At 40.8% G+C, this 17939-nt stretch carries 13 protein-coding genes; 10 read left to right on the forward strand and 3 right to left on the reverse strand.

Annotated features, from left to right (window positions below):
- Window positions 1–180: 180 nt before the first annotated feature.
- The gene (locus QOW94_RS05720) at window positions 181–1824 is read right to left on the reverse strand and encodes an NAD(P)/FAD-dependent oxidoreductase (RefSeq protein WP_283679298.1); all 1644 of its coding nucleotides are present in this window, start codon (window positions 1822–1824) and stop codon (window positions 181–183) included.
- A gap of 297 nt (window positions 1825–2121) precedes the next feature.
- On the opposite strand from QOW94_RS05720, the gene QOW94_RS05725 reads away from it, so the two are divergent.
- The 4 genes from QOW94_RS05725 (at window position 2122) to cydC (ending at window position 8202) form a co-directional block, all read left to right on the forward strand.
- Window positions 2122–3585: a cytochrome ubiquinol oxidase subunit I gene (locus QOW94_RS05725; protein ID WP_502867249.1), complete on the forward strand. Its 1464-nt coding sequence runs from the start codon at window positions 2122–2124 to the stop codon at window positions 3583–3585.
- The gene (gene cydB / locus QOW94_RS05730; RefSeq protein ID WP_283679300.1) at window positions 3578–4591 is read left to right on the forward strand and encodes a cytochrome d ubiquinol oxidase subunit II; all 1014 of its coding nucleotides are present in this window, start codon (window positions 3578–3580) and stop codon (window positions 4589–4591) included. Before QOW94_RS05725 ends, cydB begins: the two co-directional genes overlap by 8 nt.
- Window positions 4592–4726: 135 nt before the next feature.
- Window positions 4727–6463, forward strand: coding sequence for a thiol reductant ABC exporter subunit CydD (gene cydD / locus QOW94_RS05735; RefSeq protein WP_283679301.1), 1737 nt, complete (start codon window positions 4727–4729; stop codon window positions 6461–6463).
- Window positions 6460–8202: a thiol reductant ABC exporter subunit CydC gene (gene cydC, locus QOW94_RS05740; RefSeq protein ID WP_283679302.1), complete on the forward strand. Its 1743-nt coding sequence runs from the start codon at window positions 6460–6462 to the stop codon at window positions 8200–8202. Before cydD ends, cydC begins: the two co-directional genes overlap by 4 nt.
- A 59-nt stretch (window positions 8203–8261) precedes the next feature.
- On the opposite strand, the gene QOW94_RS05745 is transcribed toward cydC, so the two are convergent.
- Together QOW94_RS05745 and helD are read right to left on the reverse strand one after the other, a co-directional pair.
- Entirely contained in the window at window positions 8262–9239 is a 978-nt protein-coding gene (locus QOW94_RS05745) for a polyprenyl synthetase family protein (RefSeq protein WP_283679303.1), read from the reverse strand.
- Between the two features lie 157 nt (window positions 9240–9396).
- Window positions 9397–11712 (reverse strand): RNA polymerase recycling motor HelD, encoded by a 2316-nt coding sequence (gene helD, locus QOW94_RS05750; protein WP_283679304.1) that lies wholly within the window; start codon window positions 11710–11712, stop codon window positions 9397–9399.
- 339 nt (window positions 11713–12051) lie between these two features.
- Between helD and trpS the strand changes: the two genes are divergently transcribed.
- The 6 genes from trpS to QOW94_RS05780 are packed head-to-tail and all read left to right on the forward strand — an operon-like array spanning window position 12052 to window position 17878.
- A complete protein-coding gene (gene trpS / locus QOW94_RS05755; protein ID WP_283679306.1) occupies window positions 12052–13068 on the forward strand; it encodes a tryptophan--tRNA ligase in 1017 nt (338 codons plus the stop codon).
- Between the two features lie 19 nt (window positions 13069–13087).
- Complete coding sequence (locus QOW94_RS05760; protein WP_283679307.1) at window positions 13088–14023, forward strand: Ppx/GppA family phosphatase; 936 nt, start codon at window positions 13088–13090, stop codon at window positions 14021–14023.
- Between the two features lie 22 nt (window positions 14024–14045).
- On the forward strand, window positions 14046–15311 hold the full coding sequence (locus tag QOW94_RS05765; protein ID WP_283679308.1) for a hydroxymethylglutaryl-CoA reductase, degradative: 1266 nt from the start codon (window positions 14046–14048) through the stop codon (window positions 15309–15311).
- 1 nt (window position 15312) lies between these two features.
- The gene (locus QOW94_RS05770; RefSeq protein WP_283679309.1) at window positions 15313–16278 is read left to right on the forward strand and encodes an IpaB/EvcA family protein; all 966 of its coding nucleotides are present in this window, start codon (window positions 15313–15315) and stop codon (window positions 16276–16278) included.
- 24 nt (window positions 16279–16302) lie between these two features.
- Window positions 16303–17016: an NAD-dependent protein deacylase gene (locus QOW94_RS05775; protein ID WP_283679310.1), complete on the forward strand. Its 714-nt coding sequence runs from the start codon at window positions 16303–16305 to the stop codon at window positions 17014–17016.
- Between the two features lie 16 nt (window positions 17017–17032).
- Window positions 17033–17878, forward strand: coding sequence for a DUF72 domain-containing protein (locus tag QOW94_RS05780; protein ID WP_283679311.1), 846 nt, complete (start codon window positions 17033–17035; stop codon window positions 17876–17878).
- Window positions 17879–17939 lie beyond the last annotated feature (61 nt).

The following is a 17939-nucleotide window of genomic DNA, read 5'->3' on the forward strand; positions in this document are numbered from 1 at the left end:
TCATCTTTAATACTTAGTAAATTTTTGCTAATATTATCCATGCGGAGTCCTTTCTTTGAACGCTTTTAGTAGGGTGGTTTAAAACGGAAGGTCTCCGTTTTTGTGTACCTTTAGAATATACAAAAAATCTGCTATCAGTGATAGAAAAATCTATCACCAACAACAGATATTGTAGAACCGTTATTTTCTAGTATATATCGGTTGAGGTACGCCGTACCGCGCTCTGCCCCAGGATTTTTGAATCTTAGGAACTACCCAATAATCGAGGCCAAATGAACGACCTGAGCCATTTAAAAGGGCAAAGGCAACGAATGGCACCCAAAGAGTAGTGGTACTCATCATCGTGAAGAAGAATAGGCAAATGACAATCAAGTTTGCTATAAACGTAAATAATCCAAAGAATATCAAACAGCCTAGAACTGCTTCAAGCCAGCCAGCCCCACCGTGTTGAGTGATAATCCAGGGATTCCCACCATTCATATTGGCTAAACCATCAATAAATAGGGACAATCCAAAGAAAATTCTTAGTGGAACAGCCCACAAAACGTTTGCTCTCCTAGATGTGTGATATGAAAAGACTGTTCGGCCATTTCTAACCCAGAAGAATTCATCCAAAATGTATTTCCATAGATAATATCCTGATGAAATACGAGTGAAGTATATAAAATTGGTGAAATGCTTCATAATGGTTGCCAGCCAACCTCTAACTCGTTTGCCACCAAATACCTGAGCAATTCCATAACGAGCACCAAATGAAACGGTGAAGCCCATGTTTTTGTCCTTAAATTCTTCGTACTCCTTGCGACCCTCAATGTCAGAAATGATGTTATTGGAAGCAACGATTGCTTCATTTTCTGCTTCTTGGGCGGTCTGAGGAACAGCTCGCTCAGCTCCCTTTTCTGTGGCGTTTGCATCATCACCTGCGACATAGATTGATTTATCCTCAAAACCTTTGGCTTGTAGGTACTCATTAGTAATTAGTCTGCCACCACGACCAGCCTCAATGCCAAATTCGTCAGCGACATGATTAGTTTTAACGCCGGCTGTCCAAATCAATGTGTTTGTAGAAATTGGATCATGACCCTTTATTTCAATATTATCCTTATTTACTTGAGTGATGGCCGATGAGGTTAAAATTTCAACGTTGTTTTTCTTGAAGTAGCTTTCGGCGTGGGCCGCGTTAGTTCGATCCAGCATATTGATAATAGCAGGAGCAGCTTCAACGAGGACAATTTTAATCTCGTTAAGTTCAAGCTTATACTGGTTAGCTAGTACTTTTCGGTAATCAATAAGTTCACCAACGGTTTCTGCACCAGTAAAACCAGAACCACACACGGCAATCGTTAACATTGACCGACGTTTTTGTGGATCACGTTCAATTGCACCAGCTCTAATAATTTCACTGATGTGGTTACGCAGACGAATTGCGTCCTCCATCGACCAGAGTGTGAACCCATTTTCCTTAACTCCTGGTGTTCCGAAGTCGTTTGGTTCGCCACCCATACTGATTAATAAACTATCATAGTCGTATGTGCCGTTTTCTGCTATTACCTTTTTGTTCTCCTTATCAACCTGGGTAACTGTGTCAGTAACTAGAGAAACATTTTTGTGACTATGAAAAATCCTTTGTAAATCGTATTGAATACTTTCTGGGTCTACTCGATCAGTAGCGACCTCGTGAAGTTGTGTTAAGTATGTGAAATACGAGTGACGGTCAATTAATGTAATGTGAACGTCTGGATTGCTCTTGAAGTGCTTAGACAAGCGCTTGGTTGCGTAAACGCCAGCAAAACCAGCTCCAATGACCACAATGTTTTTTGCCATTTATAATTCCCCCCTAAGACTTTGTGAAGTTAGAAGGTGCCTTTAGAATAATAATGATAGCAGTTACAACACCCTCGTTACGTTTAATTATAGATTTATCGAATTATTTTGTCTAATAATCGGTTGTATAAAATAAGTAAGTAATCCTTGATATATCTATATTTTTAATTGGTTAATGGCATTTATTGTAATAATAATCACATATATTAATTGAAACTTGTGAAACTTATTTCTATAATGAAGGAGTAGAAACGTACGTTATTATTGGACGTATTTTAAAGGGGGGATAAGGCAATGATGAACGTTGCTATGTCTGTACTGTTTTTGTCGCGGTTTCAGTTCGCGATGACAACTGTGTTTCACTTCTTCTTCGTTCCGTTTTCAATTGGTTTAGCTTTTATTGTATCTATAATGGAAACTTTGTACGTTGTGAAAAAAGACGAAACGTACAAGAAGATGGCACAGTTCTGGGGAAAAATCTTTATATACAGCTTTGCGGTAGGTGTCGTTACCGGGATTATCCAAGAATTCCAATTCGGTATGAATTGGTCTGAATACTCTCGATTCATGGGTGATATTTTTGGTGCCCCACTTGCTATCGAAGCTTTAGCTGCATTTTTCCTCGAGTCAACTTTTATTGGTTTGTGGATGTTTACTTGGGATAGAGTTAAGCCCGCAATTCACTCACTGTTTATTTGGTTAGTTGCATTTGGTTCTTCGTTATCAGCTCTCTGGATTCTTGCTGCAAATAGTTTTATGCAGAACCCGGTTGGCTACATCATCAACTCTCAAACTCACAGAGTTCAGATGACAAGCTTTAGCGCTGTGGTTGGTAACAAACAATTATGGTATGAATTTCCACACGTTGTGCTTGGGGCTTTCTTGACAGCTGCTTTTGTAGTCGCAGGTTGTTCAGCATGGCGGTTATTAAAAAAAGACAATGTACATTTCTACAGAAAAACGATCAAAGTTTCTCTCATCGTTGGGTTGGTTGCTTGTTTAGGATCAATTTGGTCCGGCGATTTGCAAACTAAGTACTTGGTCAATAATCAACCAATGAAGTTTGCCGCTATGGAAGGACTATACAAGAATTCCAATAAGAATGGTGACTGGACAATGGTTGCTAACTTTGATGGTCACAAGAAGACTTGGTCGATTGAAGTTCCTAAGGTTCTTAACATTTTGACTTATCACCGTTTAAACGGGCCAACAATTAAAGGACAAGAACAGGTTAACAAGGAATTAAAGGCTAAGTATGGCGACAAGCAAAAAGACGTGAAGAACTATTATGTACCAACTAAGACGTTATTCTGGAGCTTCCGGGTAATGGCTGGTTCAGCTGCTTTGTTTGCATTAGTTGCAATTGTCGGTCTGTGGTTCAACCGGAAGAAATCCGATGCTATCGTTAAGCAGAAGTGGTTCTTATACATCATGGGACTCTGCCTCTGGTTACCATTTATCGCAAATACCGCTGGTTGGTTTATTACTGAGTTTGGTCGGTACCCATGGGTTGTTTATGGATTACTAACAATCGCTGATGCGGTATCACCAACATCTACAGTTGGTTCGTTATTATTTACTAATATCGTCTTCTTCCTTGTGTTTGCATCACTTGGTGCGGTTATGATCGTATTGAGTCACCGAGTACTGAAAAACGGTCCTGATGCTGAACTCAAACACGGTTACCTCGTCGACGATTCTGGCAACGACAGTGACTTGAAGAATGACCCTTATGAAATGGGGGCGGCAAACCATGACTAATCTACAATTTATTTGGTTCTTATTGATTGGGGTTCTGTTTAGTGGTTTCTTCTTCCTTGAGGGCTTTGATTTTGGGATTGGAATGGCTGTTCGGTCATTTGCTAAAACCACGGCCGAGAGAGACGTGATCATTCAAACAATTGGGCCTCACTGGGATGGTAACGAAGTTTGGTTACTAACTGCTGGTGGTGCAATGTTTGCATCGTTTCCAATGTGGTATGCTTCACTATTCTCAGGATATTATCTAGTTCTATTCCTAATTTTATTAGCCTTGATTTTTAGAGGGGTCTCCTTTGAATTTAGGGCAAACGTTTTGACAGATACTTGGCGAAACTTCTGGGAATGGGCGGCTACTATCGGTAGTTTCTGCGCCGCATTCCTATTTGGAATGATGTTTGTAAGTATGATTCAAGGGGTTCCTTTGGATGCTGAAGGTAACATGCGTGCGACATTTACAACTTACGTCAACATCTTTTCAATCGTTGGTGGCGTTGCTGTTTCGCTACTCTGTTATATTCACGGGTTGAACTTTATCCGGTTAAAGACAGAAGGTAGTCTTCGTGAACGAGCTCAGAAATGGTCTATGTATCTTTATCCAGTTTTGTTAGCTGGTGAAGTTGTCTTTGCAGTATTGCTTTACTTCATGACTGACTTTATTAAGAATAAACCAGTTTCAAGTATTGCCATTTTGGCATTCATCGTTATCATGTCCGTTTTGGCTTGGTACTTTGCAAAGTCACAGCATGATTGGGGTTCATTTATCTCCAGTGGATTGACTCTAATTGGAATCGTTGTCTTGATTTTTAATGGTATCTTCCCAAGGGTCATGGTTGGAGCTAACAACGTTAACTCAATTTTGATCAAGGATGCTTCAAGTTCTCCATATACGTTGAAACTCATGACAATTATCACGTTCACAATATTGCCAATTATGTTGATTTACTTCATTTGGAGTTATTGGGTATTTTACAAACGAATTAAATCACCAAAACAAGCTGCGGAATAGTTCTGCAGGATAAAAATAAGTTAATAACTAAGCGAGGGTGGGTAAATATTTTCACTGATGACGAGAATATTTACCCACCTTGCGTACATATGGACAAGCCTATTAAGACTTGTTCACTGAGATGGAGTGAGAAAATTGATTGATAAACGACTCTTCGATTTGCCAGGAATGAGGCAAAAAGTAGTCACGTTAGCTGGGCTGGTACTGATTCAAGCGATAATGATTATCCTCCAAGCTAGATACCTTGCGGTTGCAATTGTTAATCTGTGGGAATTAAAACCATTAGGAACAATTATCCTTCCCAGTTGCATTTTTGCAATTGCCTTTATGATGCGCCATGTCATTACGGTAGTTGAGAACAGAACTTTCTTTCCGTTTGTGGAAGAAACCTCTGGTAAAATGCGAAAAGACTTAATGAAGAAAATCTTTAAGTTAGGTCCATCCGAAATTGAAAAACGGGGAACCGGGAACATGGTAACAATGGCTCTCGAAGGAATTGATCAGGTTCAGACGTACTTGATGTTGGTGATGATCAAGGTGCTTGATATGTCCATTACCCCGTGGCTGATATTAGTCTATATTGGGGTTCTGCAACTTAAGCAGGCAGCTTTTTTGCTGATTATCTATCCCGTAATTATTCTGTTTATGATTATTTTGGGGTTAGCTGCTCAGAGCAAAGCAGACTCACAGTATGAGGGCTATCAAAGATTGTCTAATCACTTTGTTGATACTTTGCGGGGCCTTTCGACTTTGAAACAGTTGGGGTTGTCTAAACAGTATGCGGATAACGTATATTCTGTTAGTGAGTCATATCGCAAACAAACGATGGCGACGCTAACGATCGCTATGACCTCGACCTTCGCCCTTGATTTCTTCACAACCTTATCGATTGCAGTTGTGGCCGTCTTTCTTGGATTTGATTTAATGGACGGAAAAGTCTTGTTGTTGCCAGCGTTGACAATCTTAACCTTGGCACCAGAGTATTTCTTACCAATTAGAAACTTTGCTAATGATTATCATGCAACCCTAAATGGGAAAAATGCGATGACCGCCGTTTTGTCAGTTTTGAATGAACCGGAAATTAAGGATAACGAGGTTTTAAAGCCAATTACTTGGGATTTAAATAGTCAGGTTGCTTTTAACGATATAAACGTAACGTATTCAAATGCGGAAAGACAGGCATTAAAAGACGTTTCATTCACCGCACGGGGTTACTCGAAGATTGGGATTATTGGCAAGTCTGGGTCTGGTAAATCGACCCTAATTAATACAATTAGTGGTTTTTTGACTCCAGATAACGAAAATGGTGGCCAAATCACCGTTAATGGTCAGCGAGTGCCTCACCTTAATCAAAAAAACTGGCAAAACCAATTTCTATATATTCCGCAGAACCCATACATTTTCCACCTCACATTAGCTGAGAACATTGCTTTTTACACGCCAACAGCAACGCCCGCTCAAATCAATCAGGCCTGTGAAAAAGCCGGGTTATCGGATTGGATCAATACTCTTCCTGATGGAATGGATACTTTGATTGGTGAGGGTGGCCGATCAGTGAGTGGGGGACAAGCTCAACGGATTGCACTTGCCAGAGCGTTTCTTGATGATTCTCGGCGAATTCTCCTATTCGACGAACCCACTGCGCATTTGGACATTGAAACCGAAATTAATCTTAAAAGAGATATTCTTCCCGTGCTAAATGACCATTTGGTCTTTTTTGCAACTCACAGGCTTCACTGGATAAATGAGATGGACTACGTGTTGGTTATGGATCATGGCAAGATTGTTGAACAGGGAACCCCTGATCAATTGGCTAGTCAAAACGGGATGTATGTCGAGCTTAGGAAAGAAATGGAGGAAAACCAACTATGAAAAATTTGCGAAAAACATTCAAAAATGATTCATGGGTAATGCCCTATCTCCGCAAATACAAAGGACTATTACTCTTGGTTCTCTTTCTCGGATTCATGACATTCTTCTCCGCTGGCGCCTTGATGTTTAATTCCGGCTACCTAATCAGTGAAGCTGCAAGAATGCCATCAAGCATCATCTATATCTATATTCCGGTTGTTCTCGCGCGGGCATTCGGAATTGCTCGACCAGTATTTAGGTACGCCGAACGATTGACGAGTCATAATTGGGTGTTAAGAATTGTTTCTGATTTTAGAAAGAAACTGTATCAAACGGTTGAGCGAAAGGCAGTGGCAATTCAGCGTTCGCACCAAACCGGAGATATCCTCAGTATCTTAGCCGATGATATCGAACACATTGAAAACTTATACCTAAGAACTGTGTTCCCAATGGTAATTGGCTGGTTGCTGTATATCTTTGTGATTGTTGGAGTTGGGTACTTTAATCTTGTTACTGCAGCAATCATGGCAATTTTACCTGGAGTAATTGTTATTTTATTACCGTTAGTGTCAGTTTTGACTAACGGGGCTCGTGAGTTTCAGCAACATCAAATTCAACACCAGTTTTATACTAATTTAACGGATGAAGTTATTGGCCTATCTGACTGGTTGATTTCTGGTCGCTACACCGATTTCCTTAAATTGCAGGATGATCCAATTGATAAGATTGCTGCTTTAAGACGAAAGGACCATTTCTATCAATGGTGGCGGGGGTTGTTCGTCCAATTTATCATTTTGTTAGCAGTTCTGGTGTTATTGATTTGGACTGGGATCCAGTTTACCGACACAAAGTGGCATGCAGATTGGGTAGCAGCGTTTGCTTTAGCGTTGTTCCCAGCTGTTGATCCGTTCCTAAGTATCAGTCAAGCTGCCTCAGAGTGGCCTATATACCGGCGCTCAATTGAACGAGTAAATCAACTTGATCAAGATACAGAACGGAAGCTACCCGCGCAGAGTGATTTGGCAGGTAAGTTTGAAAATCTGACAATTGAAAATCTTAATTTTAGCTATGACGATGGTGGCAAAAACATTATCAATAATCTTTCCTTGACTGTAAAACGGGGAGAGAAGGTCGCCCTTCTAGGTCCGAGCGGAACAGGGAAGAGCACGTTACTTAAATTAATAATTGGGGATGAGCTTCCCACCGATGGTAGTGTGACGATTAATGGGATGTCAGTGGCAAAACTGCAAGCAGAGCGATCCCGTATTTTTGGAGTGCTAGATCAAAACCCATATTTGTTCAATACTACTGTGATGAATAACGTGCGCTTGGGAAACCCAAATGCAAGTGATGACAGGGTCAAAGAGGCCGTCGCCGCGGTTGGATTGCAGGACCTGATTGAATCGCTTCCCGACAAGTATAATACAGAGGTTCAGGAAGCGGGCCAACGTTTTTCTGGAGGAGAACGGCAACGCCTTTCCCTTGCTAGATTGTTGTTACAAGACGCTCCCATCATAATTCTGGATGAACCGACAGTTAGCTTGGATCCAATTACAGAACGGAAGCTACTAGACCAAGTATTTGATCTTTTGGCTGACAAGACGATTATTTGGGTAACTCATCATTTGGCTGGAGTTGCTCACGTTGACCAAGTTAGATTTTTGAATCATGGTGAATTTACAATGGCAGGCAAGCCAGGTGACCTTTATCAAAGTAATGATCATTTCAAACAGTTGTATGATCTGGATCGAGGAAAATAAATAATTAACAAAACGGCCACAATTTCAAATCCGAAATTGTGGCCGTTTTATTAGCAAATTTAATTATTTCTATCCAATAACATTTTAGTTAGTGAGTAAATATCATCACGAGCTTGTTGATTAGGAAGCTTTTTAATCAGACTAAGCGCCAATTGAGTCAGTTCATCAGCTTTTTGTTTGGCGGCATCTAAACCACCATCAGTAATGACGATGTTCTGAATTTCTTGGATGCTTTCAATATCTAGGCTGTCCTTTTTAGAAAGTAGGGGCTTCAGCTTTTTGTTATTTATCTTGAGTGCGTAAATCAAGGGTAGCGTGTAAACGCCAGTCTTCAAATCCTCAAGAATTGGTTTTTTGGTTTTCCCAGAATCACCTGTGTAATCAAGAATATCATCGATTATTTGGTAGGCTTGGCCAATTGTCTGACCAATTTTTTCACTAAGTTGGACAATTGAGTCATCACAATGGGTGAGAATTGTTCCCTGAGCGCAGCTTAATTTAAATAACTCGGCCGTCTTGCCGGTGATTTCGTTTAAATACTGAGCGGGGTTTTCCTTGAGGTTAAATCTGAGATTCATCTGATCAAGTTCGCCCGTCAAGATTCTTTTCATTGATTCAACTTGGGTGTGGAGTTCGCTTGTGTTCGGCCTGGTTTTTAACAGCTCATTGAAGTAGCAAGTAAACAGGTAATCGCCTGCATAAATTGCGTTTCGCTGACCAAAATCTTTATGAATGGTTTTGATACCTCGGCGGAGGTCTGATTGGTCAATAACGTCATCGTGAACCAGAGTTGCGACATGAAGCATTTCCATTGCTGCTGCACCAGCCTGGAGAGCACTAGTGTCCTGGTCATCTCCGAACTCTGAGAATAGGTAAAAGAAGCCTGGCCTAAGTAGTTTCCCCCCCGACTTAAATAATTTAATTACCCGTGATTGAATAGGTTTGATGGGTAAGTCGATTGAATTTAGCAAGTAATCTTGTAGCGATTGCAGTTTTATTTCCGTGGTTGGAAATTGGTGCCAAAGTTGATGAACCATGAAGCCACCCCAATATTATTTAATAATTACATTATCTAAGATACAAATTTGACAGCTTAAAGTCAATTGAACGCGTGGTGCAAAACGGGAATAAAAAAACGGGTAAGCACTTTGGTGGCCATTAGCCGAATGCTTATCCGTTGTTATTAAACGCCATTTAATCATTTTTATCGTTTGAAACGACATGCTCAATTCTTAATTGTTCAAGTGCTTCGTGATTATTGATGATGCAAGCAGGAGGTTCTTCGATACTAATTAACACAAGTTGGTGCATAGCGCGGGTGAACATAGTGTAGAGGGTGCCAACGGTTTCCTCGTTGGGATAGTTATTGGCTGAAATATTCCAACCAATTACGGCATCAAATTCTAATCCCTTAGCTAGATAGATTGGCATCAGGATAATTCCCTTTGGTAAGGTTCTATCTGCGTTCTTTAATTGAGTGATTTGTAACTTTGAATGCAGCTTTTCTCCTAGTAAGTCAGCTTCAGCCTGGTTCTTAGTAAGGATAGCAATTGTGCCAAACTGGTTTTCAAGATTGCTAGCTTTGTGAGCTAATTGATTAATTGCATCGGATTGAGAATTACATACCAGTAATTCCGGTTTCTCACCATCACGCTTAAAAGCTTCAATTTCACTACCGTTTGGCAGAATTGATTTTGCGAGGGATGTGATTTGGTAAGTTGAACGGTATGACCTTAGTAGACTGATTAGGCGGGAATGCCGAGTGTGGAAGGCGTCGTTTAGCTTGCCAAGTAGTGTAGCTGGCGATTGAACCTTATCGAATAAAGCTTGCTCACTATCACCAAGAAGAGTCCACTTGGTGTTAGGAAATGCGTAACGCAAATACTTCATCTGGGCTATGCTGTAATCTTGCATTTCATCGACAAATAAATGCTTCATTGCCAAATTTTGCCCGCCACCACAAATAGTATCTCTGAGGTAAAGCAGTGGAGCAATATCCTCAAACGGGATGGTATGGTACTCGATCGATAACATGAATGAATGGAGACTGTCATTCCAAGCTTGCTGATTCTCAGTTTCAACTTCGTACTGACTTAAGAAGTCTTTGTACTGAAGGTATGGGTCGAGGAATAAGTTGTTAAATATTGCATCGTAGACTTTGGTCAACCGTTTAGTGACGATGACTTTAGCGATGTAAAAGCGCTCCGCTTCTTCATCTTGAAAGTCACCAAGCTTTTTGCCCTCAAGCAAATCATGATAACGTTCATCACTTAATTGGTCGATTTCTTCGTTAACCCAATCCTGTTTAGTTTCATCAGCAATTCTAGCCTTTAGTTGCTTGATCAGCTCATTTTTAGTTTTCTTGAACTTATCAGCCGTCGCCATTGCTCGTGGAAACGAAGCAAATATATTTTTGATTTCAGTTTTTGAGAAGAAGACTTCTTGATTAAACGTAATGTCAGCAAACTTCAGCTCACTTGGCGTTAGTTGTTCGCAATATTGTTTGATTTCGTCCATGAACTTAGCTGTGGACTTAATGTTCTTGATTGTTTCGTTTTCTGGTGTTGCGGTTGACTCATCCTCGTATCGTTCGAACAAACTCTGAACGTGCATTCCTTCAAATCGGTTAGCTGCAAATTCATCAAATGTTACCTGCCGCATATTTCTTTCACCCAAGCTTGGAAGCACTTCTGAAATATAGTGACTAAATAGTTTGTTTGGTGAGAAGAGGATGATTTCATCAGCTTCTAGATCGTTACGGCTGTGATAAAGAAGAAAGGCGATTCGCTGCAGAATCGCAGATGTTTTACCTGAGCCGGCCACTCCCTGAACAACCATTAAATCACTTCTGGTATCGCGAATAATGTCATTTTGTTCGTGTTGAATCGTTGATACGATATTCTGCATGTATTCGTCATTTTGCTGACCAAGGGCATCTTGGAGCATTTCGTCACCAACGGTTTCGTTGGTATCAAACATATTCTTGATTTCGCCATCAACAATTTGAAACTGGCGTTTTTTCTTTAGGTTGGTTGTTTGTGGCCCCATCGGAGTATCGTACTCTACTTTACCAAGGGTCCCGTTGTAATAAATACTGGAGATTGGTGCTCGCCAGTCATAAATCAGAAATTCACCATCTAGGTCTTGAAAAGAGGCGATCCCGATGTACAACTTTTCATCATCATCGCCATCATCTTGGATATCGATTCTCCCAAAATATGGTGATTTTTTTAGTTCCTTAAAAGTGGAAAGCTGACTCTTCAAAATTGCTTCGTTTTCAGTTAACCGGGAAACAAGGCCCCGTTGCTGTTGCAGCTCAGCACTAGTTTCAATTCGGTCATCCACTTCAAAATAGTTAACTGAGGTGTTGGCAGCGTAATTTTGTTGAACTTGCTTGGTTTCTGAATGAGCCCGGTCGAACTCTGCTTGGGTCGACTGAATCTTACCCTGTAGTTTAGTGACAACGTCATCTACTCTTAATTGTTCTTTTTTTTGCTCTGAGTTTTCCAAATGGGTTGTCCTTTCTTTAATGCGATAAATTGACTATCAACGTTTTATAAAACCTTTGCACATTTTAGTGTGATTTTGTCTAACTGTCAATCAAGGAGGCTTTGACATTTGGCCTTATAATAAGTAAAATTAAATCGTACTTAATGCGTAGTAGATTAGTCAAAAAACAGAGAGATTATCAGCGCTGAAAATAATCATGACAAATCGAAATGGAAAAAAATTATGGGTAACTCCTTATCGTTTGAGTGGCGACAAATGTCGCAATTTAGGTGGTACCACGCTTGAGCGTCCTATTGATTATTTCAATAGGGCGTTTTTTGAAAGGAAGGAACATTAATAATGGGAAAAAAGGTAATTTTAACGGGTGATCGGCCAACTGGAAAGCTTCATATTGGTCACTACGTAGGTTCACTAAAAAACCGGGTTGAACTTCAAAATTCCGGTGATTACGATTCATACATCATGATCGCTGACATGCAGGCATTAACGGACAATGCCCGTGATCCAGAAAAAATTCGAAACAGTCTTATTCAGGTCGCTCTTGATTACTTGGCTGTCGGAATTGATCCTGAAAAATCAACAATCTTAGTTCAATCTCAAATTCCCGCACTGTCAGAGTTAACTGAGCATTATTCTAACTTGGTATCAGTTTCACGACTTGAAAGAAACCCAACGGTTAAGACTGAAATTAAACAAAAGAAGTTTGGTCAAAGTGTCCCAGTCGGCTTCTTTACTTATCCAATTAGCCAGGCAGCTGATATTACTGCTTTTAAGGCAGATACCGTTCCTGTTGGTGATGACCAAGAGCCAATGCTTGAGCAGACCCGGGAAATCGTTAGATCTTTCAATTCAATTTACAACCAAGATATTTTGGTTGAACCTGAAGGATATTTCCCTCCTAAGGGAATGGGACGGATTCCAGGCCTTGATGGTAATGCCAAGATGAGTAAGTCATTAGGTAATGCAATTTATCTGTCAGATGACCCTGACACCATCAAGCAAAAGGTAATGTCAATGTACACCGATCCGAACCATATTCACGTTGAAGACCCAGGTCAAGTTGAAGGTAATACTGTTTTCACTTATCTTGATATCTTCGACGATGATAAAGCTAAGGTTCAAGAACTGAAGGTTCAGTATACTCATGGGGGCCTTGGGGATGTCAAAATCAAGCTTTACCTCAATGAGGTTTTGCAATCAGTCCTTGGTCCAATCAAGGCTCGTCGTGATGAATACGCATCGGATATCGCGTCAGTATACGATATTTTGAAACGGGGTAGCGATAAGGCTAACGAAGTGGCCAACCAAACGCTGCAAGAAGTGCGTGACGCAATCGGAATCAATTACTTCAAATAGATAGTAGAAGGTGTTCAAAATGGAAAACCTTGTAATTTTGGATATTGGTTCTAATTCCGTCAGAATGGCGATCAACCAAATTCAGCAGGATGGTTCTTACCGTGAAATCAAGCGGGTCAAGAGTAGTAGCCGACTGTCTGAAGGAATGGGAAAGCAAAAACTTCTGCAGGAAGTGGCAATGAGCCGCACTATCCAGTCATTAAAAGATTTTAAGACGGTTTATAGCAGGTATGATTCCATTCATGTGATTGGAATTGCCACTGCCGCCGTTCGCCAAGCCAAAAATCAGCTTGTCTTTTTAGAGCGCGTTAAAAAGGAAATTGGGATTGACGTGGTGGTTCTATCAGGTGATAAAGAAGCCTATTATGATTACCTTGGAGTGGTCAACCGATTAGGAATCAAAAATTGTTTGATTTTAGATATTGGTGGAGCAAGTTGTGAATTGATTGCGGTCAAGAAAGGTGAAAACACTAATTTGATCAGCATTCCGTTTGGGGCAGTCAACCTGTCTGAGCGGTTTCACCTAAGCGATCGAGTATCGGGTTCTAATCTGTTTAATGCCCAATTCCATATTCGAAAGGAATACGACAAGATTTCTTGGCTCAATCAATCTCGTCGGCAACCACTCGTGCTACTGGGGGGAGCCAACCGAACCCTAGCCAGAATCAATAGGAAGCGCCAGCAAATGACTAGAATCGATGCTATTCATGGGTATCATTTATCAAGTGAGCAAGTAAACCGGACGTTTTTGAATCTCTTAAAGGGCAATCTTAAACGCCGTTCCAGTATTCCGGGATTAGAGTCTGACCGTGCCGATATCATCATCGGTGGCTTACTACCACTGATGGTATTGATGGAAAGCATCAACTCACGAAAAGTTTACTTCTCAGAGAGTGGTGTTCGTGAAGGAATTATTACGGAGTACGTAAATAAAAAGTACCGAAACCAGAATTAATCGCATCCTTGGAGGAACAACCATGAGCGATAAATTTCAACACTTTTATAAAAATAATTATCGTGATCGACTTGAGATAATCAGTGATGAGGCATACTTAACGCCAGAGGAACTTGCGATAATTGGTGCTAACAACGATGCTAAATCGGGCGAGCTGGTTGAAAATTATTTGACCAACTTTGGTCTCCCTGAAGGAATTGCGACTAATCTGGTTGTTAATGGGCGTAGCCACCTTGTTCCAATGGTAGTGGAGGAACCCTCCGTAATTGCGGCTTGTAGTAATGGAGCAAAGTTATTCGCTGGGAATAAGGATGGTATTACGACTTCCCTTTCAAAACCATTGGTTGAAGGACAGATTATTATTGATGCAAGGGGCAACGAGAAACAAATAATTGAGTTTGTTACCGGTCATGAAGATGAGTTACTACAAATCGCCAATCAAAGTCATCCTTCAGTTTTGAACTATGGTCGCGGAGCTGTTTCGATTAATGCTGAAAGGTTGACCGGATCAATTGACGCTGTTTCGGCTGAGTTACTAGTCGATACTGGTGAAGCAATGGGAGCAAATATCGTCAATACCATGCTTGAAGCAATCGCAAGTCGGTTGACCGAGGAAGAGATTGCCGTTAAAATGGCAATTCTCACTAACTCAGGGGGCCATTGTTTAGTCACAGCGACTGGAAAAGTTGCGATTGATCGGTTGGCAAGTGATGCAACCGATGGTGAGCTGGTGGCCAATGATATTGTGTTTGCCAGCCAGGTTGCGACAGTTGATTCTAAACGGGCTGTTACTAATAATAAGGGAATTATGAACGGGGTTGATGCCGCAGCCATTGCGTTTGGTAATGATTGGCGTGCAATTGAGGCTGCCGTTCATGAATATGCGGCTAAGGATGGCAACTATCGTGGCCTTAGTAAATTTGAAATCATAAATGGCGAATTGGTAGGGACACTTACGATACCAATTCCAGTTGGCTTCGTTGGTGGGGCTACTAAAGTCCTCTCAATGGTTTCAATCAATAAAAAGATTGCTGGTATTAATAATCGGCAAGAAGAAATGGAACTTTTGGCAGCGGTTGGTTTAGCTCAAAATTTAGCGGCCATCAAGGCAATCGTGACGGATGGTATCCAAAAGGGCCATCTCAACCTTGTCAAACGTTCACTGGCTTTATCTAATGGTGCAACGGTGGCAGAGATACCTCAAATTTTGGCTGAGCTAAAGGGCAATAAAAAACCGACATCAAGTGATATTAAAACAATTTTATTAAAACTAAGGAGTGGGAAATAAAATGGATAATGAATCAAATATCGAACTAAATGATCAGGTTCAAGACCTAATAAATACTGTCGACCACTTTTTTGAAGGCAATGTCAGTGTTCAATTCATTGGTCAATTACAAGCTGGATTTGTTCGGCATGATCAATCCCAAGTTGTCCAAGACGGGAAGAACGTGATGATTCAAATTTCTGATTTAAGTGCTCCAAATTACACCGCGTCACATGAATTAATTCATGTTTTGATGACGTTACGCGGTTTTCCCCAAGTATTTTTCCCACTGACAACGGGAAATTCACAACTTGATGAGCAACTGCAAATGATGGGAACAGAGCTGTTTGATATTGTCTCCCACTTTGTTGTGGTTTCAGAGCAAAAGAAGCACGGTTTGATCAATGACGAAATTGAAGAAAAGTACCTCAATGGGGTTTACCATACAATTAAGCCGGAACCAGAACCGCTTGATGATCAGATGACATTGAGGTTGCTTACCGTTCTTGATGCGATGGTGTTCTACGGTGACAAAATTGATTCGGTTTCAGCCAAATTAAAAAAGGATTTTCCAGTCACTTTTGAGGCTGCGAAAAAACTGTACGACCTTATCACTGAAAAACCAACCGATTCGCCATTTGGATTAAGGCGAAACGTGGTTAAACTTTTCAAAGCGTTTGATGAGCAACTTAAGGAATGGCAATTGCCACCACTGCATAACACAGAGTTTACGACTTTATCAAACGTGTTGTCACAACGCCAACTTAATCTGTCCGTTCGCCAACAATTCGAAATCTTTCACTCTGAATTAATGGTTAAGGACACCAACAGCCGGGCTTACGTTGGTTTTAATAAGTCTGATGATCAGAATTCGTTTGTTTTGGAAGCTCCTGCCAACGTCGATGTTGCGGAGTTCTTTAAACAGACCTACGATAAAACCGTTAAGGAATTATTGGAAGAACTAAAAATGCCATATATCCTGCGTTAATATTTTGAAGATGGAAGTGATAATATGATTTCCGCTGAACTTCAATCAAAGTTTGACAGTGCTAACAATATTGTATTTATGACAGGTGCCGGTATATCGACGCCATCTGGAATCCCTGATTACAGGTCGAAAAATGGTTTATACACGAATGATAAGAGTGATAAACCCGCAGAGTATTACCTAAGTAGTGAGTGTCTGAATAGAGAGCCAGAGGTTTTCTATGACTACATGATGAAGAATATGTATTATCCAGATGCCAAGCCCAATGTAATTCACGAAAAGCAGGCGGCGTTCTCCAAGCAAAAGAATGCCACCATCATTACCCAAAACATCGATGGCCTGTATCAAAAGGCTGGCGCAACTAACCTGGTGGAATTTCACGGAACCTTGTTTGATGTGTACTGTCAGAAATGCGGGCAGCACGTTGACTATCATGATTATTTAAAGTCGATGACCCATGAAGGTTGCGGTGGGGTGTTACGGCCAAACATCGTTTTATACGGTGAAGGACTTGATGCTAATGCAATCAGCCAGAGTGTGACGGCAATGAGCAACGCTGATTTAGTGGTAATTGTGGGAACCTCAATGCGGGTCTATCCGTTTGCTGGTCTAATTGATTACAGGGCTAACGATGCGGAAGTGGTTGCTATTAACCAAGAACAGCTGTCATTTCCGTTCCCATTTACGATGATTACCGATGATGCCGTTAACCTGTTTGAATCGCTGCAGGTGAACTAAGTAGGGAGGAATCCAAATGATTACGATTGGGCTGACTACGTTTACCGATCACCCCGCGTTGATCAACGGGAATAATCGAAACGTAACGTTAAGTGAATATAGTGCTCACTTTCCGGTCGTTGAACTGGATACTTCTTTTTACGCTACGCCGAAAGCAGAGACGATTTTGAAATGGGCTGACCAAGTTCCCGATAATTTTCAGTTCGTATTAAAAGCTAACAAATTAATGACGATGCATGATGTCGCGACTGGTGAAAAAGTTGACGAAATGACGAGAAATGCTGAATTTAGAAAGTTTAAGTTAGCAGTGAGAAAACTGCGGGCGTTAGGCCAACTCAAGACAGTTTTGTTTCAATTTCCACCAACATTTAGGCGTGATGTTAACTCAATTGAATTTCTTAGGCACATTCGAATTGAAATGGGAGACTATCCAGTTGCAGTTGAATTTAGAAATGATAGCTGGTTTGAATCTGATTTGGTTGATGATTTGACTAGCTATCTGGCTGATCTTCACATTACATTGGTAGCTGCTGATGAGCCTCATACCGCTAATGTAGGGGTGCCCTTTTTTTCGAAGGTTACGAATCAGGATTTAGTGATGATTAGTCTTCATGGTCGCAACACAAAGGGTTGGGTCAGTCAATCTGAGTGGCGGAAGAAGCGAACTTTGTATAGGTATTCCGACGAGGAGCTAAAGAAATTAGCAACCACTACGCTCGAACTAGAAAAACATTCCAAGGAAGTTCTAGTCATTTTCAATAATAACGCTGGTCATGATGCCGCAGAAAATGCATTGCGGTTTAAGGAACTTTTGAATATTCAGTACGATGATTTATCACCACTTCAGCTTGACTTGTTTTAGAATGGCGTCGCATAACGGCGTTTTTTTTGCTATACTTGAGTGTAAAATTTAATTAATCAGG

This window comes from Lentilactobacillus sp. Marseille-Q4993, from assembly GCF_951230165.1.
Taxonomy (GTDB): domain Bacteria; phylum Bacillota; class Bacilli; order Lactobacillales; family Lactobacillaceae; genus Lentilactobacillus.